22 protein-coding genes are annotated in these 24577 nt (G+C 46.3%); 16 read left to right on the forward strand and 6 right to left on the reverse strand.

The window, feature by feature from the left end:
* The first annotated feature begins 70 nt into the window (after positions 1 to 70).
* Together AOC19_RS08150 and AOC19_RS08155 are read left to right on the forward strand one after the other, a co-directional pair.
* Positions 71 to 433 carry a Rap1a/Tai family immunity protein gene (locus AOC19_RS08150; protein ID WP_215375838.1) on the forward strand — a complete coding sequence of 121 codons (363 nt, stop codon included), beginning with the start codon at positions 71 to 73 and terminating at the stop codon, positions 431 to 433.
* Positions 434 to 479: 46 nt separating this feature from the next.
* The gene (locus tag AOC19_RS08155) at positions 480 to 767 is read left to right on the forward strand and encodes a glycine zipper domain-containing protein (RefSeq protein WP_215375840.1); all 288 of its coding nucleotides are present in this window, start codon (positions 480 to 482) and stop codon (positions 765 to 767) included.
* 101 nt (positions 768 to 868) lie between these two features.
* Here AOC19_RS08155 and htpG read toward each other — a convergent pair whose 3' ends face one another.
* Both htpG and AOC19_RS08165 read right to left on the reverse strand, forming a co-directional pair.
* Positions 869 to 2770 carry a molecular chaperone HtpG gene (htpG, locus tag AOC19_RS08160; protein ID WP_215378241.1) on the reverse strand — a complete coding sequence of 634 codons (1902 nt, stop codon included), beginning with the start codon at positions 2768 to 2770 and terminating at the stop codon, positions 869 to 871.
* 83 nt (positions 2771 to 2853) lie between these two features.
* A complete protein-coding gene (locus tag AOC19_RS08165; RefSeq protein ID WP_215375843.1) occupies positions 2854 to 3264 on the reverse strand; it encodes a rhodanese-like domain-containing protein in 411 nt (136 codons plus the stop codon).
* Positions 3265 to 3345: 81 nt separating this feature from the next.
* Between AOC19_RS08165 and AOC19_RS08170 the strand changes: the two genes are divergently transcribed.
* Genes AOC19_RS08170 through AOC19_RS08210 form a run of 9 tightly spaced genes read left to right on the forward strand, consistent with a single transcriptional unit; the run spans position 3346 to position 13347 of the window.
* Positions 3346 to 4608: a putative Na+/H+ antiporter gene (locus AOC19_RS08170; protein ID WP_215375846.1), complete on the forward strand. Its 1263-nt coding sequence runs from the start codon at positions 3346 to 3348 to the stop codon at positions 4606 to 4608.
* Between the two features lie 57 nt (positions 4609 to 4665).
* Positions 4666 to 6030 carry a tRNA (N6-isopentenyl adenosine(37)-C2)-methylthiotransferase MiaB gene (miaB, locus tag AOC19_RS08175; protein ID WP_215375848.1) on the forward strand — a complete coding sequence of 455 codons (1365 nt, stop codon included), beginning with the start codon at positions 4666 to 4668 and terminating at the stop codon, positions 6028 to 6030.
* 1 nt (position 6031) lies between these two features.
* On the forward strand, positions 6032 to 6508 hold the full coding sequence (gene ybeY / locus AOC19_RS08180; protein WP_215375851.1) for an rRNA maturation RNase YbeY: 477 nt from the start codon (positions 6032 to 6034) through the stop codon (positions 6506 to 6508).
* 56 nt (positions 6509 to 6564) lie between these two features.
* Positions 6565 to 7404, forward strand: coding sequence for an HlyC/CorC family transporter (locus AOC19_RS08185; RefSeq protein WP_215375854.1), 840 nt, complete (start codon positions 6565 to 6567; stop codon positions 7402 to 7404).
* Between the two features lie 8 nt (positions 7405 to 7412).
* Positions 7413 to 8936 (forward strand): apolipoprotein N-acyltransferase, encoded by a 1524-nt coding sequence (gene lnt, locus AOC19_RS08190; protein WP_251368017.1) that lies wholly within the window; start codon positions 7413 to 7415, stop codon positions 8934 to 8936.
* A gap of 60 nt (positions 8937 to 8996) precedes the next feature.
* The gene (gene glyQ / locus AOC19_RS08195; RefSeq protein WP_015422011.1) at positions 8997 to 9881 is read left to right on the forward strand and encodes a glycine--tRNA ligase subunit alpha; all 885 of its coding nucleotides are present in this window, start codon (positions 8997 to 8999) and stop codon (positions 9879 to 9881) included.
* Between the two features lie 16 nt (positions 9882 to 9897).
* Positions 9898 to 12036 carry a glycine--tRNA ligase subunit beta gene (gene glyS / locus AOC19_RS08200; RefSeq protein WP_215375857.1) on the forward strand — a complete coding sequence of 713 codons (2139 nt, stop codon included), beginning with the start codon at positions 9898 to 9900 and terminating at the stop codon, positions 12034 to 12036.
* Positions 12033 to 12605: a D-glycero-beta-D-manno-heptose 1,7-bisphosphate 7-phosphatase gene (gene gmhB / locus AOC19_RS08205; protein ID WP_215375860.1), complete on the forward strand. Its 573-nt coding sequence runs from the start codon at positions 12033 to 12035 to the stop codon at positions 12603 to 12605. Before glyS ends, gmhB begins: the two co-directional genes overlap by 4 nt.
* Positions 12606 to 12612: 7 nt before the next feature.
* Positions 12613 to 13347 (forward strand): lysophospholipid acyltransferase family protein, encoded by a 735-nt coding sequence (locus tag AOC19_RS08210; RefSeq protein WP_215375863.1) that lies wholly within the window; start codon positions 12613 to 12615, stop codon positions 13345 to 13347.
* Between the two features lie 10 nt (positions 13348 to 13357).
* Here the strand turns inward: AOC19_RS08210 and rsmA are convergent, their stop codons facing one another.
* The 4 genes from rsmA to AOC19_RS08230 are packed head-to-tail and all read right to left on the reverse strand — an operon-like array spanning position 13358 to position 19107.
* Positions 13358 to 14137: a 16S rRNA (adenine(1518)-N(6)/adenine(1519)-N(6))-dimethyltransferase RsmA gene (gene rsmA, locus AOC19_RS08215; protein WP_215375866.1), complete on the reverse strand. Its 780-nt coding sequence runs from the start codon at positions 14135 to 14137 to the stop codon at positions 13358 to 13360.
* Positions 14134 to 15153, reverse strand: coding sequence for a 4-hydroxythreonine-4-phosphate dehydrogenase PdxA (pdxA, locus tag AOC19_RS08220; RefSeq protein ID WP_215375869.1), 1020 nt, complete (start codon positions 15151 to 15153; stop codon positions 14134 to 14136). The genes rsmA and pdxA overlap by 4 nt, the downstream gene beginning before the upstream one ends.
* Positions 15128 to 16576, reverse strand: coding sequence for a peptidylprolyl isomerase (locus AOC19_RS08225; protein WP_215375872.1), 1449 nt, complete (start codon positions 16574 to 16576; stop codon positions 15128 to 15130). The genes pdxA and AOC19_RS08225 overlap by 26 nt, the downstream gene beginning before the upstream one ends.
* Complete coding sequence (locus tag AOC19_RS08230) at positions 16573 to 19107, reverse strand: LPS-assembly protein LptD (RefSeq protein WP_215375874.1); 2535 nt, start codon at positions 19105 to 19107, stop codon at positions 16573 to 16575. The genes AOC19_RS08225 and AOC19_RS08230 overlap by 4 nt, the downstream gene beginning before the upstream one ends.
* Positions 19108 to 19140: 33 nt before the next feature.
* Between AOC19_RS08230 and AOC19_RS08235 the strand changes: the two genes are divergently transcribed.
* The 5 genes from AOC19_RS08235 to dusB all read left to right on the forward strand — a co-directional run bounded on the left by AOC19_RS08235 (position 19141) and on the right by dusB (position 24568).
* Positions 19141 to 20142: an aminoglycoside phosphotransferase family protein gene (locus AOC19_RS08235; RefSeq protein ID WP_215375877.1), complete on the forward strand. Its 1002-nt coding sequence runs from the start codon at positions 19141 to 19143 to the stop codon at positions 20140 to 20142.
* 12 nt (positions 20143 to 20154) lie between these two features.
* A complete protein-coding gene (gene murU, locus AOC19_RS08240; protein ID WP_215375880.1) occupies positions 20155 to 20871 on the forward strand; it encodes an N-acetylmuramate alpha-1-phosphate uridylyltransferase MurU in 717 nt (238 codons plus the stop codon).
* Complete coding sequence (locus tag AOC19_RS08245) at positions 20864 to 22234, forward strand: aminopeptidase P N-terminal domain-containing protein (RefSeq protein WP_435367671.1); 1371 nt, start codon at positions 20864 to 20866, stop codon at positions 22232 to 22234. Before murU ends, AOC19_RS08245 begins: the two co-directional genes overlap by 8 nt.
* Positions 22235 to 22244: 10 nt before the next feature.
* The gene (locus AOC19_RS08250; RefSeq protein ID WP_215375887.1) at positions 22245 to 23402 is read left to right on the forward strand and encodes an FAD-dependent monooxygenase; all 1158 of its coding nucleotides are present in this window, start codon (positions 22245 to 22247) and stop codon (positions 23400 to 23402) included.
* Between the two features lie 149 nt (positions 23403 to 23551).
* Positions 23552 to 24568, forward strand: a complete 1017-nt coding sequence (gene dusB, locus AOC19_RS08255; protein ID WP_215375888.1) for a tRNA dihydrouridine synthase DusB — start codon at positions 23552 to 23554, stop codon at positions 24566 to 24568.
* Positions 24569 to 24577 lie beyond the last annotated feature (9 nt).

Here is a 24577-nt window from a genome sequence, read left to right on the forward strand (position 1 = left end):
CTTATTTAGTGCAATTTAATGCCCTCAACATGGTTTATTATGAAATTTACATACACCCAAGGGAGAACCCATGAAAAAAGTTTTAGTTCTATTAGCCGCTCTCGGCGCATTTTCTGGCTTAGCCCAGGCCCAAGAAAAAGTGCAAGTTTTGAGCACTCAAGAGCTTGTCAATGTCTGCAAATTACCTGCGAGCCCAGAGTCACGCAGCTTTTGTGTAGGCTATACAACTGCGATTTACGACACTTATTTAGCAACACGTCACCCACAACGTGCCAAGGCATACATTTGCGTAAAGCAACCAGCACCGTCACGTGACGAAGTAATTGGTGACTTTGTAAAATTTGCTCAAACCAATCAACAGACTGCTGAGAAACCAGCGGCAGGTGTTTTCTTGGGCTTCTTGGCATCACGTTTTCCTTGCGCCAAAAAATAACAAAAGATATTTAGCCAATTCAATTTATATATAAGGAACAGCTGACATGAAAAAAATTATCGCTATTACTGCTGCAACTCTAGCAATCGCAGGTTGCTCCAACATGAGCAATACAGAACAACGTACTTTATCCGGTGCTGGTATCGGCGCAGCTGCTGGTGCAGTGGGTACAGCCATTTTCCACGGCAACCCAATCTGGGGTGCAGTTGGTGGCGCAGCAGTTGGCGCAGCATCTGGTTATGTATACGATGCCTATAAAAAAGATCAGGCTGCTGAGTACAACTCTGGATACAATGCGGGCAAAAATAATCAACCTGCTAAAGCTCCTCAGTAATACTGGGGTAGCTGTACAAGCTAGATAAGTTCTAGTTGCAGCAAAACAAAAAACCCGACTTGCATGACGCAGGTCGGGTTTTCCTTTTTAAGTCTTGTTGATTAAGAAAGTAGTAACTGATTAATGCGCTTTACATATGCAGCCGGATCATTCAACTGGCCGCCTTCAGCCAAGAGCGCCTGATCAAATAAAACCTGAGTCCATTCATCAAAGTGCAGATCATCCGACTTCAGTTTGAGGAGCAAAGGATGCTCTGGATTAATCTCCAAAATAGGCTTGGTATCTGGCGCCTGCTGGCCCGCTGCTTTGAGCATGCGCAATAAATTTCCAGAGAGCTCATTCTCATCAGAGACTAAACATGCTGGAGAATCAGTCAAGCGGAAGGTCACGCGCACATCTTTAACCTTATCGTCTAGGGTCGCTTTCATACGATCAAGCAAATCTTTGAAACTCTTCTCGGTTTCTTCATGCTCTTTCTTTTCTTTCTCATCGCTGAGATTACCGAGATCAAGTCCACCCTTGGCGACCGAAGTCATATACTTACCTTCAAACTCAGTGAAGAAAGAAAGCATCCACTCGTCAACTCGATCGGAGAGCAACAGAACCTCAACACCTTTTTTGCGGAAGATTTCTAAATGCGGACTATTTTTCGCAGCATTAAAAGTGTCGCCAGTGACGTAATAAATCTTGTCTTGACCTTCCTTCATACGTGAGATGTATTCAGCCAAAGAAACTGTCTGATCTGCAGAATCCGTATGTGTACTTGCAAAACGCAAGAGCTTGAGGATACGCTCTTGATTGGCTTGATCTTCACCAACACCCTCTTTAAGCACCTGCCCAAACTGAGTCCAGAAGGTGCGGTACTTTTCTTTTTTGATCTCATCGTCGCTATTTGCCAAATCCTCCAACATGCTCAGCACACGCTTGGTGGAGCTTTCTCGAATAATTTTGACATCACGTGATTCCTGCAGGATTTCACGGGAGACATTTAAAGGCAGATCAGTTGAGTCAATCACTCCAGTAACAAAACGCAGGTACATCGGCATTAATTGCTCAGCATCATCCATGATGAATACCCGCTTCACATATAACTTAATACCCCCACGCTTATTGCGATCCCATAAATCAAATGGCGCACGTGCAGGCACATAGAGTAACTGCGTAAATTCACTGCGACCTTCAACTCTGTTTAATGAATAGCACAAGGGGTTTTCATAGTCATGTGATAGGTGCTTATAAAACTCGTCGTACTGCTCTTCTGTAATGTCAGATTTAGAGCGGGCCCATAAAGCGCTGGATTGATTAATGCTCTCGAGCTCATCCTTGATGACTTGCTCTTTTTTATCCGCATCCCACTCTTCTTTATTCATCTGAATAGGCAAAGAGATGTGATCGGAATACTTACGAATGATTGACTTGAGTTTATGGGTAGAGAGGAAATCATCTTCACCTTCACGCAGATGCATCGTGATCGCAGTCCCACGCTGTGGTCGATCAATACTTTCTACTGTAAATTCGCCTGAGCCATCGGACTCCCAGCGAACTCCATCGGTGGCCGGTAGGCCAGCTCGACGAGTCTCAACGGTAATGCGATCCGCCACAATAAAAGCCGAATAGAAACCCACACCAAACTGCCCAATTAAAGCGGCATCTTTTTGTTGGTCGCCAGAGAGCTTAGAGAAAAATTCTTTCGTACCAGAGCGAGCGATTGTTCCCAAGTTGGAAATCACTTCATCGCGACTCATTCCAATGCCGTTATCCGAAATGGTGACGGTTCTAGCGGTTTTATCAAAGCTGACCTTGATCTTCAGATCCGGATCATCGCCATACCAATCAGGATGCTCGATCCCTTCAAAACGAAGCTTGTCTGAAGCATCGGATGCATTGGAGATTAATTCACGTAGAAAAATTTCCTTGTTGGAATACAAGGAATGAATCATGAGTTGTAAAAGTTGCTTTACCTCGGCCTGAAAGCCTAAGGTTTCTTTACTGGCTACAGTCATACAAATACCCTCTTCATTAATCAACATAACCCCCAGTAAATGGGGGCCATTCAATACATTTCAAGGTCTATGACGTTGGAAATTTATCCTGGGTGTGGCTTTGCATGCTTTTCCGCAACAGGCAATTCAGCCTTCTTCCAGGCGCTAAAGCCACCCTCAAGGTGACAAATCCCAGGAACCCCCATCTTTTGGAGGGTTTCTGTGGCCAAAGCGGAGCGCCAAGCAGAAGCGCAATAGAGCACTAAGCGCTTACCCTCTCCAAAAACCGGCTTGTAATAAGGACTTTCTGGATCAACCCAAAATTCCAGCATGCCTCGGGGTGCATGAATGGCGCCTGGAATCATGCCATCGCGCTCCAACTCCCTCACATCCCGAATATCCACAAACACCGTGTTTTCCTCATCCAAGAATTTTTGCGCTTGCTCCAATGGAACGGTCTCAATTTGAGCCATCGCATTGGCAATTAATTCTTGATAGCCTAATTTCAATTTCATCCAAATCTCCTAAATTACTAATACTTTTATTTACTTGCTGTTAAGGGCGAATTCTTGATGCTGCCCTGATAATATGTACCCATGAACTTTACCCCCACAGAGCTTGGTGCAAGCATTATTTTTGCTATCGCGGTGCTGCATACCTTTTGCACTTCGTATTTTGAAACCCTGGCTAAAAAATCTCCAAGACATGCTGGTCTGTGGCACCTCCTCGGCGAGGTAGAAATCGTCTTTGGTTTTTGGGCAGCTATTCTGATTATTTTTATGTGGCTTGCAAACGATCTCGCCACAGCAAAAGAGTACGCCAATAAACGCAACTTTACAGAGCCGCTATTTGTGTTTGCCATTATGGTGGTTGCAGGTAGCAAGCCTATTCTGCATTTTGCAACTCAACTTCTTTATCAGCTCGGTAAGGCAATTCAATTGGTCTTGCGCACCAAACAAGCGCCAACACTATATTTCTTAACCCTCAGCATCACGCCGCTATTAGGCTCACTGATTACTGAGCCTGCTGCAATGACGCTGGCCGCTTTTTTATTGCGCGACCTAGTCTATCGCCATAAATGCTCTACATCGCTGTTATTTGGCACTCTAGGTGTTCTGTTCGTCAATATTTCAATCGGTGGCACACTCACCAATTTTGCTGCGCCGCCAGTACTCATGGTGGCATCTACATGGGGCTGGAGCACTGCTTTTATGTTTGCGAACTTTGGCCTTGAAGCAATGGTCGCTATTTTTATTAATGCTGGCGTCATAACCCTACTCTTTCACAAGCAACTTGTTGAACCTAGCAGCAAATCTGGTCACGTGCGTATTCCGCTCACCATTACAGTAATTCACCTTTTATTTTTGCTAGGTATTGTGGGCTTCGCGCATGACCCAGTCATCTTCATGTGGCTGCTACTCTTTTTTATTGGCTACACCACCGCTTATCCAAAACATCAAAGCCCACTCATCTTGCGTGAAGCTTTGCTAGTAGGATTCTTCTTAGGTGGATTAGTTGTCTTGGGCGCCTTACAAGGTTGGTGGCTTCAGCCGATCCTTGAAACCATGAGTCCCACTGCTGTGTTCTATGGCAGCCTGGCATTAACGGCAATTACCGATAATGCGGCACTCACCTATTTAGGCTCATTGGTGCAAGGCACTTCACCAGAGTTCAAGCTGGCATTAGTTGGCGGCGCAGTAGCGGGTGGTGGCTTAACCGTGATCGCAAATGCTCCCAATCCTGCTGGACTGGCTATTTTGCGCAGTTACTTCCCAAATGCAGCAGTTTCTGCGGGTTTGCTGTTCCTGGCCGCTATTCCGCCAACAATTGTTGCGATTCTGGCGCTACGTCTGCTCTAAACGCCTTATCCCGTAAAATCTGAGCTTCGCCCCCAGCTATAAACCTGAGAACGGCATATGAAAAAGCTCTATATCAAAACCTTTGGCTGTCAAATGAACGAGTATGACTCGGGCAAGATGGCCGACCTTCTACATGCCGATGAAGGCATGGTCATGACCGATACACCGGAAGATGCGGATGTCGTTCTACTAAACACCTGCTCGATTCGCGAAAAAGCAGAAGACAAAGTATTTTCAGACTTAGGGCGCCTACGTGAGCTCAAGAAAACTAAGCCTAATTTGTTAATTGGTGTAGGTGGTTGCGTTGCTAGCCAAGAAGGTCAGCAAATTATTAGTAGAGCGCCATATGTTGACGTAGTCTTTGGTCCACAAACCTTACATCGCCTCTCAGACCTCATTACGCAACGTCGCGAGACTGGTAGACCTCAGGTAGATATTTCTTTCCCAGAAATAGAAAAGTTTGATCACCTCCCAGCATCTCGACAAACTCGTGGTTCTGCTTATGTATCCATCATGGAAGGCTGCTCAAAGTATTGCAGCTACTGCGTGGTTCCCTACACTCGCGGTGAAGAAGTATCGCGCCCATTTGATGACGTATTGACTGAAGTAGCCGGTCTTGCAGCCCAGGGCGTAAAAGAAATTGTCCTGCTTGGTCAGAATGTGAACGCCTATCTTGGCAAGATGGGTGGCGGTGAAGAGATTGCAGACTTTGCATTACTGATTGAATACATTGCCGAAATTCCGGGCGTTGAAAGAATTCGCTTTACTACTAGCCACCCTAAAGAATTTACACAGCGCTTGATTGATGTTTACGCTAAAGTTCCGAAGCTTGTGAGTCACCTCCATCTTCCAGTACAGCATGCATCTGATTCGGTTTTATCTGCGATGAAACGTGGCTATACCGCACTTGAGTACAAAAGCATTATTCGTAAGATGCGTGCTGTGAGGCCTGATCTGACGCTCTCTAGTGATTTCATTGTGGGCTTTCCTGGTGAGACCGACGAGGACTTTGCAAAGCTATTGAAAATGGTTGAAGAACTGAATTTTGACAACAGCTTTTGCTTTATCTTTAGTGCGCGCCCTGGAACACCCGCTGCTAATTTGAGTGATGACACTCCTTATGAGGTCAAACTCAAGCGACTACAAACATTACTCGCCCTAGTTGAGTCACAAGCAAATCAAATTAGTAAGAATATGTTGGGCAACACTGAGCGAGTACTCGTTGAAGGCCTCGCCAAAGATGGTGTCAACCTACAGGGTCGCGCAGCCAATAATCGCGTGATCCACTTCACAGCACCAAATGACGATATTGAATCCCTCATAGGTCAAATAGTAGATATCCGGATTACCGAAGTACTCAACTACACACTTCGAGGTGACCTCATGATTGAGTCTATCCCTGTCCCTACTCATACCCACTAAGATGGCAAGCAAGAAAACATCCCCCACTAAACTCGAGATTGATATTCAATTTGCTAGCGCAACTATTGAAGAGAAAGTGCTTGCGATAGCATCTCTAGCAGCAATTAAAAAATGGGTGAAAGCAGCGGTTCAATTCAATGGCCTCATCACTTTGCGCTTTGTCAATGCAGCTGAAGGCAAAAAACTGAACTTTGCTTTTCGCAAAAAAGACTATGCAACCAACGTACTGACCTTTCCATATGAGTTAACTACAAAGACATTGGTGGCTGATGTTATTTTTTGTCTTCCCGTGATTCAAAAAGAGGCATCAGAGCAAAACAAATCTGTGAAGGCTCATTTGGCTCACCTGATCATTCATGGCTGTCTACATGCGCAAGGCCTTGATCATGAGAACGATCAAGAGGCAAAGAAAATGGAGGGCAAGGAGATTGCCCTCTTGAAGTCTTTAGGCTTTGCAAATCCCTACGCACCCATTTAAAGCATCTTTAAGACTTCCTTCATTGAATTTACTGATTTCTACGATATTCTTGCTATATGCCTGACCCCAATAAATCCCTTTTAGAGCGCTTGGCCGATTTTTTAACGCCACAGCCAACCAGCCCAATTGAACGTCGTCAAGAACTGATTGATACCCTTAGAGAAGCTCAGGCTGAGGGCTTAATTGATGCAGATGCCCTCTCCATGATTGAGGGTGTATTCCAGGTGGGGCAATTATGTGCTCGCGATATTTTGATTCCCAGAGCCCAGATTGACTGGATTGATATCAACCAGCCTTTATCGGAAATTATTAAAAACGTCATTACTGCTGCTCACTCACGCTTCCCAGTATTTGAAGGTAACCGTGACAATGTCATCGGCACCTTGCTGGCAAAAGATTTATTGCGTCACTCCACTGAAAAAGATTTTCAGGTTCGCGATTGGCTTCGCCCCGCTGTATTTATTCCTGAATCTAAACGCTTAAGTGTGTTGCTACGTGACTTCAAAGATAACCGCAACCATTTGGCCATTGTTGTTGATGAATACAGTGGCGTTGCAGGTGTGATTACGATTGAGGATGTGCTCGAGCAAATCGTTGGGGACATTGAAGATGAGCACGATGTTGATGAGGAAGCAGATAACCTCATCTCATTAGACAATGGCGATATTCGGGTTAAAGGGATTACTGAACTTGATCAATTTAATGAGACCTTGGGCACCCAATTTGAGGTTGAAGATATTGAAACGGTTGCTGGCTTAGTCATTCAGCATCTCGGTAGAGTACCCAAAATGGGTGAGCTTATTGAGATTGATGGCGTTGAATTTGAGGTTCAGCGTGCTGACCCAAGACAGATTCATATTCTGCTTGCACGACAACTCCCGAAGAAACCTTCCTGAGAATTACTTTGATTGATCTGCAATCAGCAAGGGCCAGCAATAGCATTCATTTATTGCTGCTGTTTTTCCTAGGAGCCTTACTGGCTTTCGCTGCAGAGCTGCCGTATGGTGGCTGGATACAAATCCCGATCCTCGGTTTGATTTGGTGGCGGATGAATCAGCAACCCAATCCATCCATCAAGAAACAATTTATTTCTGGCATGTCGTTTGGCCTAGGTTACTTTGTTCTCGGGCTCTGGTGGATCTATATTAGTCTGCATGACGTAGGTGGAATGCATGCTGTGGTTTCTTGCTTAGCCGTTTTTTTACTGGCGGCAGGCATGGGTTTATTTTTCTCCAGCGCCACCCTCGCCCTTTGCCTACCTCAGCGTAGATACCTTACGGGCTTGGTATTGGCGGCATCTTGGGTATTCATTGAATACCTTCGTAGCGTAGTGTTAACCGGCTTCCCTTGGATGGGATTTGCTGAAGCCCAATTCAATGGTCCCTTTGCACCAGTAGCACCATTCTTCGGCGGCTTGGCCTGCACATTTTTAGTAGTGTGGGTCTCTTGGGAAATCAGCCAGTTAAAGAAAAACATCTTTTTTAGTAGTGCCTGCATTATTTCGACGATTGCACTTGCGCAACTTGCAAGCTTTTGGACATTCACAAAGCCGGTTGGCGAGCCGCTCAGTGTTCGCTTAATTCAAGGCAATTTTGAGCAAAGCCTCAAGTTCAACCGCAAAGCCATTGAAGAGCAATTTAGTTTTTATACCAACGCCATCGAGAGTCAATCAGCTGATCTCATCATTACCCCAGAAACTGCTTATCCTTGGCCGCAAAGCAATCTTCCTGTCGGCTTATTAGAATCGCTTCAACAGTTTTCTAACAATACCTCTAGCAATGTCTTGCTTGGTTTAATTGGAGAGGTGAGTAATTCCACTGGAGTGAAATACACCAATCGCGCTCTTGGACTCTCTCCCAACACGCCGGGCTATCTATACGACAAATCCCATTTGGTGCCCTTTGGTGAATTTATTCCCCCCGGCTTTCAATGGTTTGTAAATGCATTTCATGTCCCCATGAGTGATTTCGCACGTGGCACATTAGATCAAGCTCCATTCAGTATTGTTCGCTCAGGCCAAGATGCGATTCAGGCAGCCATCACGATTTGCTATGAGGATGTCTTTGGCGGGGAATTAGCCTCCCGCATTCGCGAGAGTAGTAAGCCCGTTAACTTGTTGATCAATATGACTAATCTGGCCTGGTTTGGAAATTCTCAAGCACCAGCCCAGCAATTACGCCTATCCCAGTTACGCTCTTTGGAAACTGGTCTTCCAGCACTACGTGCTACCAATACCGGGATTACGGCAGCCCTTGGTCCGGATGGCAAAGTACTGTCACAGCTAGGTGACTTTACTCAAGGCGTGCTCAGTCTCAAGATCCAAGCCTACTCCGGCAAAACTCCATATGTACTTTGGGGAAATGCGCCTATTTTGGGCCTTTCTTGCCTCTTGCTAATCCTAGGTCTGATTCGCCAAAAACGAATCTAATCGCTATTTCATGCTTCGCTAGCTTAGCCATGTAAAATCAAAGGCTTAGCCAGGTAAATCATGCTTACTTTTCAGCAAATCATTCTCAAACTCCAAGATTACTGGGACCAACAAGGTTGCGCCCTATTGCAACCTATTGACCTTGAGGTCGGTGCCGGTACATCTCATACAGCCACTTTCTTGAGGGCCATTGGTCCCGAGCCATGGAAAGCGGCTTACGTGCAACCCTCGCGCAGACCAAAAGATGGCCGCTATGGAGAAAATCCAAACCGTTTGCAGCACTACTACCAATACCAAGTAGTACTGAAACCTGCGCCAGAAAATATCCTTGAGCTCTACTTGGGCTCCCTTGCCGCTCTGGGCCTTGATCTTCAAAAGAACGATGTACGTTTTGTTGAGGACGACTGGGAAAACCCAACTTTGGGCGCTTGGGGCTTGGGGTGGGAAGTTTGGCTTAACGGTATGGAAGTGACACAGTTCACCTACTTCCAGCAAGTTGGCGGCATTGACTGTAAACCTGTTTTAGGCGAAATCACATACGGTATTGAGCGCCTAGCGATGTACATCCAAAATTGCTCCAACGTATACGACCTCGTTTGGGCGGATGGCATCTCGTATGGTGACGTGTATCACCAAAATGAAGTGGAGCAGTCTTGCTACAACTTTGAACACTCCAATACCGACCTATTATTTGCAAACTTCACCAATTACGAAAGTGAAGCTAAGCGTTTGATGGAAGTGCCATTAGCATTACCCGCTTATGAAATGGTACTGAAGGCTGGACACACTTTTAACTTACTTGACGCTCGAGGCGCCATCTCCGTTACCGAGCGTGCGGCCTATATCGGACGCATCCGTAATCTCTCTCGTGCAGTAGCACAGGCTTACTTCGAGTCTCGTGAGAAATTGGGATTCCCGATGTGTCAACGTCAATCCAAAGCCTAAGCAGCTCGATCTAATTATGAGTACACCAAACTCCCTCTCTCAATCAGATAATCTTCTGATTGAAGTATTTACCGAAGAGCTTCCTCCAAAATCATTACGTCGCTTGGGCGATGCTTTTAGTGAGGGCATCTATTCAGTCCTGAAGGCCGCCGGGCTCTTGAGTGAAAACTCCGTTGCCACCGGGTATGCGACCCCGCGCCGCCTTGCGGTTCAAGTAACAAATGTATTGAACCAAGCCCCAGACTATCCAGTACGTGAAAAGTTATTACCAACCAGCATTGCTTTTGATGCAGAAGGCAAACCTACCGCACCATTACAAAAGAAATTAGCCTCCTTGGGTTACGCTGATATCGATCTCTCGAGTCTTGAAAAATCGGGCGAAGGAAAAAATGAAGCGCTGTATCTCAATATTGTTGCCAAAGGTGCAGCGTTAGAGCAAACCGCTCAACAAGCACTTGAGCAAACACTCAGCAAATTACCAATCGCCAAAATGATGCACTATCAAGTGCTCCAAAAAAATGGTGAATTGGCGGATGTTGAGTTTGCACGTCCGGCACACCGCATCATTGCCCTGCATGGTAAACAAGTCCTTAATATCAGCGCCCTAGGCATTGATGCAGCCAACCAAACAGAAGGCCATCGCTTTTTAGCTCCAGGCGTCATTACGATCATATCCGCCGATCAGTACGAGTCCGATCTGACTGCTAAAGCCAAGGTGTTGCCTAGCTTTAATAAGCGCCGTGAATTTATTGAGTCTGCTTTATTAAAAGCTGCTGGCACCGATTTAGTTTTGATGCCAGAAAGTTTATTAGATGAAGTAACCGCCCTAGTTGAGTGGCCAGCAATTTATGAATGCCATTTTGATCAAGAGTTCTTGGAAGTGCCACAAGAGTGCTTGATTCTGACTATGCAAACCAACCAAAAATACTTTGCTTTGACTGATCAGCAAGGCAAGTTACGCAATCGTTTCCTCATTGTTTCTAATATCGAGACGGATAAGCCAGAGGCAATTATTTCTGGCAATGAGCGTGTAGTGCGCCCGCGCCTCTCTGATGCGCGCTTTTTCTTCCAACAAGATCAAAAGCGCCCATTAGCATCCCGTGTAGCTGATCTTGGAAAAGTGGTTTATCACAATCAGCTCGGCAATCAATTAGATCGCACCAAACGTGTTCAAGGAATTGCAGTGGGTATTGCTAAAGCTCTATCAGCCGATGAGATGCTAGCTAGCCGTGCTGCTGAAATTGCTAAAACCGATTTACTAACCGATATGGTTGGCGAATTCCCAGAGCTCCAAGGCATCATGGGTCGTTACTATGCAACGCATGACGGCGAAAATCCTGAAGTAGCCTCTGCTTGTAGCGAGCATTACATGCCTCGCTTTGCTGGCGATGCGTTGCCACAAACTCAAATCGGCACCATATTGGCAATCGCTGACAAGCTAGAAACTCTGGTAGGTATTTGGGGGGTTGGCCTTGCTCCTACTGGTGATAAAGACCCTTATGCTTTGCGTCGTCACGCTCTCGGCATCTGCCGCCTCCTACTAGAGAAGAATCTCAGCTTGAGCTTGCCTGATTTAATTGAGCTGGCTCGTAAGCAATTCCCGCAGAAAGATGTTCAAGAAAAAGCGAAGGCTGAAGATATTTACGCCTTCATCATTGATCGCCTGCGTGCTTACTTGCGTGATCAAGCAGTTGCTGGCAAGCCCTTCACCACTGAAGAGATTGATGCCGTATTGAGTCAGTCACCTGCTCAACTCAATGATTTAATTGATCGCTTAACTGCCTTGCGTGAATTTAATGCCTTGGTAGAAGCTGCTCAGTTAGCCGCTGCCAATAAGCGTATCAGCAATATTCTGAAAAAGAATGCTACTGCTATCCCTGCAGCCTGCTCAAGCAAGCTCTTACAAGTCCCAGCTGAAGTTGCATTACATCAGGCGCTTGAGAAGCTGACTCCGACATTGACTGCTGCTTATGAGCAACGTCAGTTTGTACATCTATTAAAAGCACTCGTAGCCTTAAGCGCCCCTATTGATCAGTTCTTTGCCGATGTCATGGTGATGGATCCGAATCCAGAGCTGCGCGATAACCGCCTGGCTCTCTTGCAACAACTTCACCAGAAAATGAATCTCATTGCCGACCTCGGCAAATTGGCATGAGCAACAGCTCTTCTAAACTCATCATTCTTGATCGCGATGGTGTGATCAATGAAGATCGCGATGATTATGTGAAGTCGAGTGACGAGTGGATTCCACTGCCGGGCAGTCTTGAAGCCATTGCACTACTGAATCAGGCTGGCTATCAAATTGCTGTAGCAACCAATCAATCCGGTCTAGGGCGCGGCTATTTCAATATCAATGACCTCCATGGCATGCATCTCAAAATGGAGAAACTACTCAAACCCTTGGGCGGTCATATCGATAGTATTTTCTTTTGCCCGCACACCGATGCCAATGCATGCGATTGCCGCAAGCCTCTACCAGGAATGATGAAAGAGATTGCCCTGCGCTACAAAAAAAATCAGAGCAGCACACCACTATTAGGAGTACCGATTGTTGGGGATTCCTTACGCGACCTTCAAGCAGGCATTGCTTTAGGCGCTAGCCCACACCTAGTATTAACGGGTAAAGGTAGCAAGACTTTGGATAAAGGCGGCCTCCCAGAGGGAACACAGATTCATACGAATTTGATGGCATTTGCTACTGCACTCTTAGAAGATCAGGTTTAATGCCAATATGACTTTTATTCGCTCAGCCCTATTTACACTCTTTTTGTTGATATTCACCCCAATTTGGTCGGTGCTTTGCATCCTCGTTTTCCCCTTCCTGAATCCTGAAAATCGCTATCGCTTCATTGGACTCTGGAATAAGGTAGTCATCTGGATCTTACAGCCACTCTGCGGAATTCGTTATGAGATTCGTGGGATAGAAAACATGATGGCAGTTTTAGATAAGCCTGTAGTTGTGCTGAGTAAGCATCAATCGGCATACGAAACTATTTTTTACATTGCTAAGCTTCCTAAGCAAGTCTGCTTCGTTTTCAAAAGAGAATTGCTTTGGATCCCTTTCTTTGGCTGGGCCTTAGCTTTGCTCAAGATGATTCACATTAATCGCAACAGTAAAGAGACTGCTGCACTTTCCGTTGTCAGCCAAGGAAAAAAGCGCTTAAGTGAAGGTAAGTGGATCTTGTTGTTTCCGGAGGGAACCAGAATGCCTACCGGGTCTCACAAACCCTATAGCAAAGGTGGTGCAAGGCTAGCGAGTGCTACCGAGGCACTAGTGATTCCAATTGCCCACAATGCGGGTCGTTGCTGGCCTAAGAATAGCTTTCTCAAGCAACCCGGAACAGTCATTTTCTCAATCGGACCTGCTATTAGCTCTACTGGAAAAACCGGTGGTCAACTTCATCAAGAAGTAGAAAAGTGGATTGAAGCAGAAATGCGGGTAATTGATCCTACTGCTTACGAGTAAAACTAGAAGCCTAGTGGGCCAGAGTTTTAGCCCACTCAATATAGCGCTCCACTGAAATATCCTGGGCACGCGCCTTTAATTCCGATTCAGATAAAGACAGTCGATCAGCAAAGGCTGATAAGTTAGTTCGCAGCATTTTTCTTCTCTGAGAAAACGCTGCTGCCACTACTTTTTCCAAAGCATGCCACTGAGCATCGCTTAAGCTGAAATCCCTACGCGGAATCATTCGCACTACCGCTGAGTTTACTTTGGGCTGCGGATCAAAAGCTTCTGGTGGAACTTCTAACACTTGCTCCATATCGTAGCGAGCTTGTAACATCACAGACAGCCGACTAAATTCAGAGCCACCCGCCTTCGATACCATGCGCTCAACGACCTCGGCTTGAAGCATGAATACCTGCTCATCAATCACATGAGCAGCAGAAACGAGATGGAATAGTAATGGAGAGGAAATGTTGTAAGGTAGATTACCAACTACCTTACAAAGACCACTATTGGCGGGTCGTGTGTTCGCCCATTCCAAAAAGTCAAACTTGAGTGCATCCCCCTCAATCACATGAAGACCCTTGAGATTCTCTTGATTCCAGTAAGCCACTAAATCTCGATCGATTTCTAGCAGATCTAAATGATCGAGGTTACTCAATAAAGGTCTTGTAAGCGCGCCAAGGCCTGGACCAATTTCAATCACGTGCATATTTTCACTAGGATTGATTGCAGCAACGATGGAATAAATGACTCCGGAGTCCTGCAAAAAGTTTTGGCCAAATCGTTTACGAGCGCGATGCGTCATGTCTCTAGTTTCTTTACATTAACAGCTAATTGATAGGCGAGTCGCAAAGCCTCTAACATGCTGCCGGAGTCTGCTAAGCCTTTACCAGCAAGGTCTAGCGCCGTACCGTGATCTACTGAAGTGCGAATAATCGGCAATCCTAAGGTGACATTTACGCCACCCCCAAAGCTCACAAACTTAAATGGTGCCAAACCTTGATCGTGATACATCGCAATAAAAGCATCCACACTATCCAAGGCATTTGCATCAAACATCGTATCGCCTGGATAGGGCCCACTTACTTGAATACCCAAATCTTTCGCTGCTTCGATTGCGGGAGCAATTATGTTAATTTCTTCGCGACCAAGATAGCCTGATTCACCTGCATGGGGATTTAGTCCCGCCACTCGAATCACCGGCTTAGCGATACCAAATTTTGTCCGCAAGTCCTGATCGACGATCTGGATTGTTTCCAGAATATTCTGAAAACCAAGAGCGCCTGGAACTTCTCTTAAAGGCAGATGGGTTGTAACCAAAGCTACCCGGAGGTCGCGACTTTTCTGTAGCCCTAAAAAACCTGCTGGTAATGTCGCACACAACATCATGACAACATGCTCTTGCTGGCAAAGCTTAGCTAGATATTCAGTATGTCCAGTAAATAGGTCTTTGCTTGCTGTATCCCCATCATTGATCACACTTTTTTGTATAGGCGCAGTCACCATTGCATTAAAGCGTCCTACAAGACATCCCTCAACTGCAGCATCTAGCATATTCAGGACATACTGAGCGTTAGCGGGATCGAGCTGACCGGCTATTACAGGGGCGGCCAAGGAAATCGATTCCACCTTCAAGCGATTTGATAACTCTTGAGGAATCTTAGTTGCTGGAATTAAGCTGGGGTCACCAAGCAAAGTAATCATGCTTGCGGGCTGCTCTTGCAAAAAGGCTACAGCAGCCGCAACAGAAACTTCTGGACCAACCCCTGCAGGCTCTCCAGAGCTAATGACTAAATTAACGAGGGCTGGCTGCTGGATCATCTGCGTTAATGATCTTTACCGTAGCGGTGTCGCGTAGTTCACGTAGCCAATCTTGATAAGCCTGCTCAAACTTACGCTCACGAATTGCTGCACGAGCAAATTGACGCTGCTTCTCAAGAGTTAACTGCGCCTCACGACGCTCAAGCACCTGAATCAAATGCCAACCAAACTCCGTCTTTACTGGATTACTCACTTCACCAATTTGCAAGCGGTTCATTGCTTGATCAAATTCGGGAACTAAATCACCAGGACCCATCCAACCGAGATTACCGCCGTTAGCTGCAGATCCATCTTCGGAATACTTTTTAGCTAACTCACCAAAATCAGCAGTCTTTGCACGAACCTGATCACGATAACCAGCGAGGCGTCTTTCAGCATCTTGATCGGTTAAGCCAGCGCGACTACGCAATAAAATATGGCGAGACAAAGTCTGCGTCACCATAATGTTTTGTGGGGTAGTCGCACCCTCTTGAGGTGCAGTCTGCTGTGGCTCAGGAGCACCGGCAACTAGCGCACGACGATCGAGAACTTTCAGAACGTGGTAACCAGCGGGGCTCTTAACGACTGCATTAGCAAGCTGTCCGCTACCGGTATTTCTCACAGCCTCATAGAACAGTTGCGGCAACCGATCTGGAGTACGGTAACCCAAATCCTGAAACTTGATTTTTGGATTATCTTTCGCGGCCATTGCACCCAATTGCAAGAAATCAACATCGCCGCGCGCTTCGCGCAGGAGAGACTCTGCCCTCTTCTTCGCCTCAGCTTGAGCGCCAGCACCAGCACTTGCGTCAGCGGGGATAAAAATCTGTGCGACATCAATTTCTTCAGGCTCACCTTTTGCAGCCGGAGTTGAGCGTGCTGGTCTTCCTCCGCTAGCTACTTCACGATTGCGATCAGAAATAAAGTTATCCACTTCTGCATCAGAAATCTTAATCTTGCCCTCTACCTCACGTTCACGATAGCGACTAATAATCACATCATCACGCAACATTTGGCGATAGCGATCATAGGTGCTGCCTGTAGCAGCAATTTTTACCTTCAACTCAGCAATGGTTAATTTATTCTTGACTGCAATATCACCAATAATCTTGTCGAGCTCTTTATTACTGACCGCAACACCTTCTTGCTCAGCATTTTGCAACTGGATCTTTTCGACAATCAGACGCTCAAGTACAGTCTTACGTAAAGTCGCCGCATCAGGAAGTTTGCCTCCCTGCTTTTGTAGAGCTGCGATGCGATCGTCAATCTCTTTACGTGTCACGTAGCCGGTATTCACAACTGCTGCAACACCATCAATATTTCGAATTTTGCTATCAGCTGAATTCTTTGAGCTATCTTGTGCAAATGCGATGTGAGGCAAGAAAACAGCTCCAGCCAAAAGCATCGCTGCAAGAGCTTGAATAAATCGATTCCTACGCATCATTGATAGTTCTCATATATTGAAGGTGGTATAGGCTTGGAAGTAGGCATATATCCGGGAACATTAAGTCTCATGATATCAACTGGATTGCTGCCAGCGCTACCAAAGCCCCTAAATTCTATTTGGAATAAAACCTGGGTAGTAGTTATTTGTGAGGTATTCAGCATCTGTGAGTAGGCCCCACGCAAAGTCCAGCAGTCACGCATCCACTCTAAACCCACTAAAGTGTTGAGCGTTTTAGTCGTTAATGCGTCATAACCCCAGCGGCCTAACACCGATACCTCGCGCGTCAGAGGCCATTGCCCTGAAATATTGTATTGATCAGTCGTGGTCTGAGCCAGAGTCCCTGGCGTATTGTTCTGAAGTGAGGCCTGGGTGGGTGGCGACCATACGTTTCTATAGCCAAAATTCAAATTCCTTCCAGGGGTGGGACGCCAGCTTCCACCAACCGTAGTCTGAACAAATCTATTTAATTGAGTGTTGTACTGACCAAACATATCCGCACTAAAGTTGCCTAGCAAGCGAATCGAGGCTGAACCTAAGGTATCTGAATAAGTTGTAGGGTTGGCAATATTTCCATTAAGGCCAACTTTCTGTCCCGTAAAGGCTTGGCGTTGTGCAAGGGTGACGTTTGCGCGTTCTGCACCGGTATTAGCCTCAATCATACGGCTAGTTAAACCACCAGTTAGCTTGTTGTTATCTGCAATACGGTCATTACCAATAAAAGTATTTTCACTAAAAATTTGAGTCACACCAAAACCAGTATCTGCCGTATCAAACAAAGGGGTTTGGGCTTGACTCTGATATGGGGTGTAAACATAAAACGCCCTTGGTTCCATTGTGAGCAACATATCTCGCCCAAAGAAGCCTTTTAATTCTGCAGCATCTCTTTCAAATGCCAAACCTGAATCAAGGCTGAATGTGGGTATCGTAAAACCTTGCGCAGCTGGTGCCCCTACAGGGTTGTATGGGGTTGCGTTATAGGTGTTCGACTGAAAGCTCACCTTAGGAGTGATGTAATACCCAGGCGTAATCTGAGGGAGCGCCATTGCACCTTTAATAACAGTTCGGTCTGCCTGACTAAATGCGCCTGGGGCAGTGGCCTGCAGGTTTCCGCCAATGTTGTAAGCAAATCGAGTGTAATCGGTTGAAAACGTCGTTACTGGGCCTGATGGCAAGGTAATGTATTTGCCACTGACGTCTGCCACCGCTGGGGTTAAGCGGTTGTTATAGGTCGCAGTAATATTCGGCAAAATATTGTATGGGGACTGTACGGTCACTGTTGGGTCTGGCTGTAAGGTCTGGAACGTCATCGCTCTTGCAGCAACAGTCCAGTTACTCAAGCTTCCGGTCAAGTTCTTGGTGGTGCCCACTTCTTGGCGAAACTGGTTGGTTACTGCGCCAGCCATACTTTGTGAAAAATCTGTCGGGTATAAATTATCTGAGACTCGAGCCACATTGGCATATCCAGTCCAGGCGCCAGCAATCGGGATGCCGCCCATGCCCAATAAATCACCGCTAAAATTTTGCCTCTGCTGCCAGTCGTAGCGCCAACGATCAGTACCAGTCTTTCGGTCATAAGGGAGGTAATCGCCCATTAAGTTACCAGCGTACTGTTTATCTAAAAACTGATACTTGGCACCTAACTGCACTCCACGCTGACCCATTACTCGAGGCAATAAAAGCAAGTCACGATTAGGTGCAATATTGACGTAGTAAGGCTGCGTTACATCAATACCATTATTGGAGTTGTAGCCAGCTACTGGTGCCAGAATTCCAGAACGACGTTGATTGGATGTTGGTGCAGTGAAGTAAGGTACGTAAGCAATAGGTACATCAAAGAATCGCATGACACCGTTCGTGCCAACCATTTCTTTTTGTTCGTTATCAATCTCTAGCGTACTAGCCGTGAAATACCAATCTAAATTTTCTGGGGTGCAAGTGGTGTAAGTGGCTTTATCAAACACAAACACATCAGAAGTTTCGATCGTTAACTTCTTTGCTGTACCGCTGGCTCGGTTATCGCGCAGTTCGTAAGTCGGGGATTCCATTTCCCCTTCACGCGCATCTACTCTAAGGCGTGCTTTTGGCCCTTTGAATAATGCATTGCCTTTTGAAAATTCAGTATTGCCAGATAAGTTTGCAACGTCAGAATCGGGGTCGTATTTAATTTCATCCGCTTTAATCACTGCGCCATTTCGACGAATTTGTGCACGCCCTTTTAAGCGCATTTCGCGATCGACGATTCCATCTATCGAATCACTAGAGGTAAAAGTTAAAGCTTGTCCATCATTAATAGGTTTACCAACCCGTAATTGATCATCCAACTTTAAGACGGTGACATCGCCACGATCAGGAATTAAAACGGAGTTGGCGGAGCTACCCAACGACTGCGCCGATGGGGGCAAAGGTGCGGGTGCCTGAGCCATACTTGAGAGGGCAAATTGCGGCAATGTAACCCCCATCATTACGCGCAGGGAGACAGATAAAAAAAGAGGGGCGCAAAGGCCGGCGCGACGGCGATAATGACTCATAGATCCAGACCCGCCTTATTATACGAATCGACCATGACTGACTCTCGCTTAGACTCCCTCCTTAGCTGGCTAAAAGGCCTTGAACCTAGCTGGCAATTAGATCTATCCACTTTAGCCCCTGCCTCGGCTGATGCCAGCTTTCGGCGGTATTTCCGGATTGGGTCCAAAAACCCGGATTTTCCGACTTTAATCGTGATGGATGCCCCACCCCAACATGAGCCCTTAGATGCCTTCATTAAGGTCGATTTATTGCTCGAAAATGCCGGCCTAAATGTCCCGAAAATTTTAGAAAAAAATGTAGCAGATGGCTATCTTTTACTCAATGATTTGGGCACCAAAACCTATCTTGCGGAACTCAATTCTGAGAGCGCTGATCACCTCTATCAAGATGCAACCCATGCTTTGGTACAAATGCAATTAGCAAGCAAACCAGATGCATTACCAAACTATGATGAAGCGCTATTACAACGTGAATTGGATTTATTTCCAGAGTGGTACCTGCATAAACATTTGCATATCGAATTAAGCGAAGTTCAGATTTCTCAAATCAAGCAAGCTTTTGAACTCATCATTCAAAATAATCTTGCGCAAGCAAAAGTCTATGTACATCGCGATTACCACTCACGCAATTTGATGGTGACCGATAGAAATAATCCTGGTGTGATCGATTTTCAAGACGCGGTCTTTGGCCCCATCACTTACGACGCAGCCTCACTTTGGCGTGATGCTTACATTGCGTGGCCAGAAGAGCGCGTGATTGATTGGGTAATTAAATTTTGGGAGGCTGGCCGCAAAGCAGGATTACCAATGCCCGATGATTTTGGTCAGTTCTATCGTGACTTTGAATGGATGGGTTTACAGCGGCATCTTAAAGTTTTAGGTATTTTTGCAAGGCTGTTTCATCGCGATGGTAAAGATGGCTATCTCAAAGATATCCCATTGGTGCTGGAGTATGCGATTGCCACTGCCAATCGTTATATTGAATTAAAGCCCTTGGCACGTATTTTGGAATCGACACGCCCTACTAAGGAATAACAGCAAACCGTCATGAATCAGCGCAATCTCATTCCGTGCTTTTTACTGGCCGCTGGTCGAGGCGAGCGCATGCGTCCACTAACGGATGAATTGCCCAAGCCACTCCTCACCATCAAAAACAAATCCTTACTTGCCTGGCATTTAGAGGCACTTAGTGCAGCAGGCATTGAAAATGTGGTGATTAATCATGCTTGGCTTGGCCATAAGATTGAGAAAGCTTTAGGCAATGGCAGCCAATTCGAGCTCAACATCACCTACTCTCCAGAAACTAGCGCCCTAGAAACTGCAGGCGGTATTCGCAAGGCGCTCCCCTTGCTAAACCCCAGCGATTATTTCTTAGTGATGAATGGGGATGTTTTTAGCCCAAGCCTGCCAATTCCTGAGCTTTTAGAGCAGGTTATTCGTTTTCGCAATATGCCAAACAAGCCTTTGGCACACCTTTTGATGGTTCCCAATCCGGTTCAGCACCCTGAGGGGGACTTTTACCTGAAGGGCTCCCAAGTAGCTGCTGAGCCTTTGGGTGAAGCTGAAAAGCTCACTTTTTCCGGAATTGGGCTGTATCACCGAGACCTCTTCAAAGATATAGAGTTGGATGTACCCACTAAGCTAGCCCCACTCCTCCGAGAGGCCATGACTGAAAATAGAGTGTCCGGTGAAAAATATACTGGACCGTGGCACGATGTAGGTACGCCCCAACGATTACAAGAACTCAATGCAGCAAATGAATAATTCCCGCATTTACCAACAACGCCGAGTCGAACTAGCAAAACTGATCTGCGCTAAAACTGGTGGTGGCATTGCCATCATTACTACAGCGCCTGAAACTGCGCGCAATCGAGATAGCGAATTTCCTTATCGTCATGATAGTGATTTTTTCTACCTCACTGGTTTTGAAGAGCCGGGCGCAACCCTCGTATTAAAGATGACTGGGTCGGCATCACAAACCCAACTCGAATCACATCTTTTTTGCAGACCTAAAGATGCAGAGCGTGAGATTTGGGATGGCATTCGTTTGGGGCCAGACGCAGCACCTACAACCTTAGGGGTGGAATACGCCCATAGCAATCATGAGTTAGATAAAAAACTGGGTGAGTTATTGGCAGATCAAGATGCTGTCTACATTCGCCTCTCAGAAAGTGCTGAGACCGATCGCCGTTTACGCCATTGGATGAAGCAGGTGCGAGCGCAAGCACGTGCTGGAGTTAATCCCCCTTCAGAATTCCATGATGTAGAAAGTTTGATTCATGAAATGCGTCTTTTCAAAGATGCACATGAAATCGACATCATGCGTCGTGCAGCCCAAATTTCTGCGCGTGCCCACATTCGTGCAATGCAAGCCTGCAAACCTGGTATGCGTGAATATCATCTCGAAGCTGAACTTCTGCATGAGTTCCGCTATAGCGGTGCACAAAGCGTTGCATACAACAGCATTGTTGCTGGTGGAGCGAACTCCTGCATTCTGCATTACCGCGCTGGTAATACTGAACTGAGTAGTGGCGAACTCTGCTTGATCGATGCAGGTTGCGAGCTTGATGGCTACGCATCGGATATCACCCGCACTTTTCCGGTCAATGGGAAGTTTTCAGGGGCACAACGCGCCCTCTATGACATCACGCTAGCTGCGCAAGAGGCGGCTATTGCAGCAACTAAGCCTGGCAACACATTTATGCAACCACATGAAGCCGCACTCAAAGTTCTGACCCAAGGATTGCTTGATGAAAAACTTCTCAAGCTGTCGGAATTGGGCTCGCTAGATAACGCGATTGAAACTGGCGCCTATCGTCGTTTCTATATGCACCGTACCTCACATTGGTTGGGTATGGACGTGCATGATGTTGGCTCATATCGCGAACCACTAAGCACAGCAACAGACTCTTCAGAAAAACCATGGCGCCTTCTCAAGCCTGGCATGGTCCTTACTATTGAACCAGGCCTATACGTTCGTCCAGCAGATGATGTAGATGAGCGCTTCTGGAATATCGGCATCCGCATTGAGGATGATGCTGTGGTAAATGATTCAGGATGTGAATTAATCTCTCGCGGCGTACCAGTCAAAGCCGATGAAATCGAAGCACTGATGAAGAATAATTAAATTGCCAAGCATGTCAGCAACAAAATTTGATATGGTGATTCAGGGTGGCGGGCCCGTTGGCTTGGCCTGTGCAGCATGGTGCTTGCAAAAATTTCCTCAAGCAAAAATTGTCTTACTCGATCGCAACCCCGCTGATGACGCTGATTTAGCTGCTGCGGATAGTCGAGGGATTGCCTTATCGCATGGCAGCAAGCTATTGCTCGATACTATTAATGCGTGGCCCACTGAATGTGCTGACATTCATCGAGTACATGTGTCACAAGCAGGTCGTTTTGGTCGCGCCCTCATGACTCGGGAAGAGCTTGGGCAGGATGCCTTAGGTCACATCGTTCGTTATCGCGATATTCACCTGACATTGCGTAAAGCTTTAAGAGCTATTCAGACAAAAAGTTCGAATTTTATTTGGGAGCATATTGATGGGCAGGCAGACACATCAAATATTCAAGCCCAATGTGTAGTTCATGCTGAAGGGGGTTTATTTAAAACTCAGGATTGGGTTGAGTCTGGTCGAGACTATGAGCAATCCGCTTTGGTTGGCTTAGTTGAGGTTGAGAATGCAGCACCTCATCAAGCATGGGAGCGTTTTACTTCTGAAGGGCCTTTGGCAGTTTTGCCAAGTCACTATGGCCCCAACATCCTGAATCTAGTTTGGTGTGGAACCCCAAGTTCTTCACAAGCACGTCTCGCTTTAAGTGATGCTGAATTTCTGAAAAGTCTGCAAGACGAGTTTGGTTCTCGTATTGGTCAGTTTCTCAAAATCCAAGATCGTCGCCTTTATGAGTTAGGACTCAATTACCGCAAAGAAATTACTCAGGGAAATGAGGTTTGGATTGGCAATGCTGCTCAGACTTTGCACCCCGTTGCAGGACAGGGTCTAAACCTTGGATTGAGGGATGCCTATCTTTTAGCTGAAAAACTCAGCGCCCTCTTTTCCAAGCCTGATGATCAAAAAACACCTCTCGCTATTGAAAATACCCTGCAGGACTACGCTCAAAGTCGCAAGCTAGATCGCTCTGCCACAATTGGCTTAACTGACTTTATGGCCAGAATCTTCACTTCCAACCTACTACCCATCGTGATTGGTCGTGGATTGGCTTTATCGGCTCTCCAATGGCTCCCGCCTATCAAAACAGCCTTAGCTCGCCAGATGATGTTTGGCAGGCGCTAAGAGGCTGAAATAGCCTCCCAAATCCAAGTATTCCCCGTTTGATCTAAATTAGTGAATCTGCCTATTTTTTAGGCAGATTTAGGCCGACTTGTGCTAAAGTGACACCCTTCCCCAGCACTAGAAGCCCTCCAGAAATCAGCCCGCAACCCATGAAGATTGGCCCACACCTTCTCGCAAATAGATTATTTGTCGCCCCAATGGCTGGGGTAACGGATCGTCCATTTCGTCAGCTTTGCAAAAAGCTTGGAGCCGGCTATGCCGTATCTGAAATGATCGCTTCCAATGCTTTGCTATGGAAGAGCGAGAAAACCCAGCGTCGCGCCAATCACCAAGGCGAATTTAAGCCGATTGCAGTCCAGATTGCTGGCGCCGATCCGCAGATGATGGCCGCAGCTGCCAAGCTCAACGTCGATCATGGCGCCCAGATCATTGATATCAATATGGGTTGCCCAGCCAAAAAGGTATGCAATGTTGCAGCTGGTTCCGCGCTATTGAGAGACGAGCCTTTAGTACAGCAAATTTTGGAAGCCGTAGTTCAGGCTGTGGGCGTAGGTCCCGATGCAGTTCCTGTGACCTTAAAAATTAGGACAGGCTGGGATCGCGAACATAAAAATGCAATAGACATTGCACGTCTCGCTGAGAAATCTGGCATCTCCATGTTGACCGTTCACGGCCGCACGAGAGCTGACCTGTATCACGGTGAAGCGGAGTACGAAACCATTACCGCAGTAAAAAATAGTATTGCCATTCCAGTAGTTGCTAACGGTGACATCACCACTCCAGAAAAAGCAGAATTTGTTTTAAAAGAAACTGGTGCCGATGCCATCATGATTGGCCGTGCTGCTCAAGGACGTCCCTGGATTTTTCGTGAGATCAATCACTTTTTAGAAACGGGCGGCAAATTACCAACACCGCAGATTAATGAGATTCAAGAGATCATGAATGCACATTTGATTGATCACTATGAGTTCTATGGGGAGTATGTCGGCTTGCGCACAGCGCGTAAGCATATCGGTTGGTATTGCAAGGGCCTACGTGACTCACATGCATTTCGCCAAAGAATGAATACCGCCGATGATTGCAAAACCCAATTACAAATGGTGAATGATTTTTTCAATGAAATGAAATCCCATTCTGATCGTTTGTTATTTTTAGAAGCAGTCTAAATTTAGTTT

Source organism: Polynucleobacter asymbioticus, from assembly GCF_018687575.1.
GTDB classification, from domain to species: Bacteria; Pseudomonadota; Gammaproteobacteria; order Burkholderiales; family Burkholderiaceae; genus Polynucleobacter; species Polynucleobacter asymbioticus_C.

Excerpts from the sequence above, each read along its gene's own strand:
- AOC19_RS08150 (WP_215375838.1), top strand. The coding sequence starts at position 71 with ATGAAAAAAGTTTTAGTTCTATTAGCCGCTCTCGGCGCATTTTCTGGC.
- AOC19_RS08155 (WP_215375840.1), top strand. The coding sequence starts at position 480 with ATGAAAAAAATTATCGCTATTACTGCTGCAACTCTAGCAATCGCAGGT.
- htpG (WP_215378241.1), bottom strand. The coding sequence starts at position 2,770 with ATGACTGTAGCCAGTAAAGAAACCTTAGGCTTTCAGGCCGAGGTAAAG.
- AOC19_RS08165 (WP_215375843.1), bottom strand. The coding sequence starts at position 3,264 with ATGAAATTGAAATTAGGCTATCAAGAATTAATTGCCAATGCGATGGCT.
- AOC19_RS08170 (WP_215375846.1), top strand. The coding sequence starts at position 3,346 with ATGAACTTTACCCCCACAGAGCTTGGTGCAAGCATTATTTTTGCTATC.
- miaB (WP_215375848.1), top strand. The coding sequence starts at position 4,666 with ATGAAAAAGCTCTATATCAAAACCTTTGGCTGTCAAATGAACGAGTAT.
- ybeY (WP_215375851.1), top strand. The coding sequence starts at position 6,032 with ATGGCAAGCAAGAAAACATCCCCCACTAAACTCGAGATTGATATTCAA.
- AOC19_RS08185 (WP_215375854.1), top strand. The coding sequence starts at position 6,565 with ATGCCTGACCCCAATAAATCCCTTTTAGAGCGCTTGGCCGATTTTTTA.
- glyQ (WP_015422011.1), top strand. The coding sequence starts at position 8,997 with ATGCTTACTTTTCAGCAAATCATTCTCAAACTCCAAGATTACTGGGAC.
- glyS (WP_215375857.1), top strand. The coding sequence starts at position 9,898 with ATGAGTACACCAAACTCCCTCTCTCAATCAGATAATCTTCTGATTGAA.
- gmhB (WP_215375860.1), top strand. The coding sequence starts at position 12,033 with ATGAGCAACAGCTCTTCTAAACTCATCATTCTTGATCGCGATGGTGTG.
- AOC19_RS08210 (WP_215375863.1), top strand. The coding sequence starts at position 12,613 with ATGACTTTTATTCGCTCAGCCCTATTTACACTCTTTTTGTTGATATTC.
- rsmA (WP_215375866.1), bottom strand. The coding sequence starts at position 14,137 with ATGACGCATCGCGCTCGTAAACGATTTGGCCAAAACTTTTTGCAGGAC.
- pdxA (WP_215375869.1), bottom strand. The coding sequence starts at position 15,153 with ATGATCCAGCAGCCAGCCCTCGTTAATTTAGTCATTAGCTCTGGAGAG.
- AOC19_RS08225 (WP_215375872.1), bottom strand. The coding sequence starts at position 16,576 with ATGATGCGTAGGAATCGATTTATTCAAGCTCTTGCAGCGATGCTTTTG.
- AOC19_RS08230 (WP_215375874.1), bottom strand. The coding sequence starts at position 19,107 with ATGAGTCATTATCGCCGTCGCGCCGGCCTTTGCGCCCCTCTTTTTTTA.
- AOC19_RS08235 (WP_215375877.1), top strand. The coding sequence starts at position 19,141 with ATGACTGACTCTCGCTTAGACTCCCTCCTTAGCTGGCTAAAAGGCCTT.
- murU (WP_215375880.1), top strand. The coding sequence starts at position 20,155 with ATGAATCAGCGCAATCTCATTCCGTGCTTTTTACTGGCCGCTGGTCGA.
- AOC19_RS08245 (WP_435367671.1), top strand. The coding sequence starts at position 20,864 with ATGAATAATTCCCGCATTTACCAACAACGCCGAGTCGAACTAGCAAAA.
- AOC19_RS08250 (WP_215375887.1), top strand. The coding sequence starts at position 22,245 with ATGTCAGCAACAAAATTTGATATGGTGATTCAGGGTGGCGGGCCCGTT.
- dusB (WP_215375888.1), top strand. The coding sequence starts at position 23,552 with ATGAAGATTGGCCCACACCTTCTCGCAAATAGATTATTTGTCGCCCCA.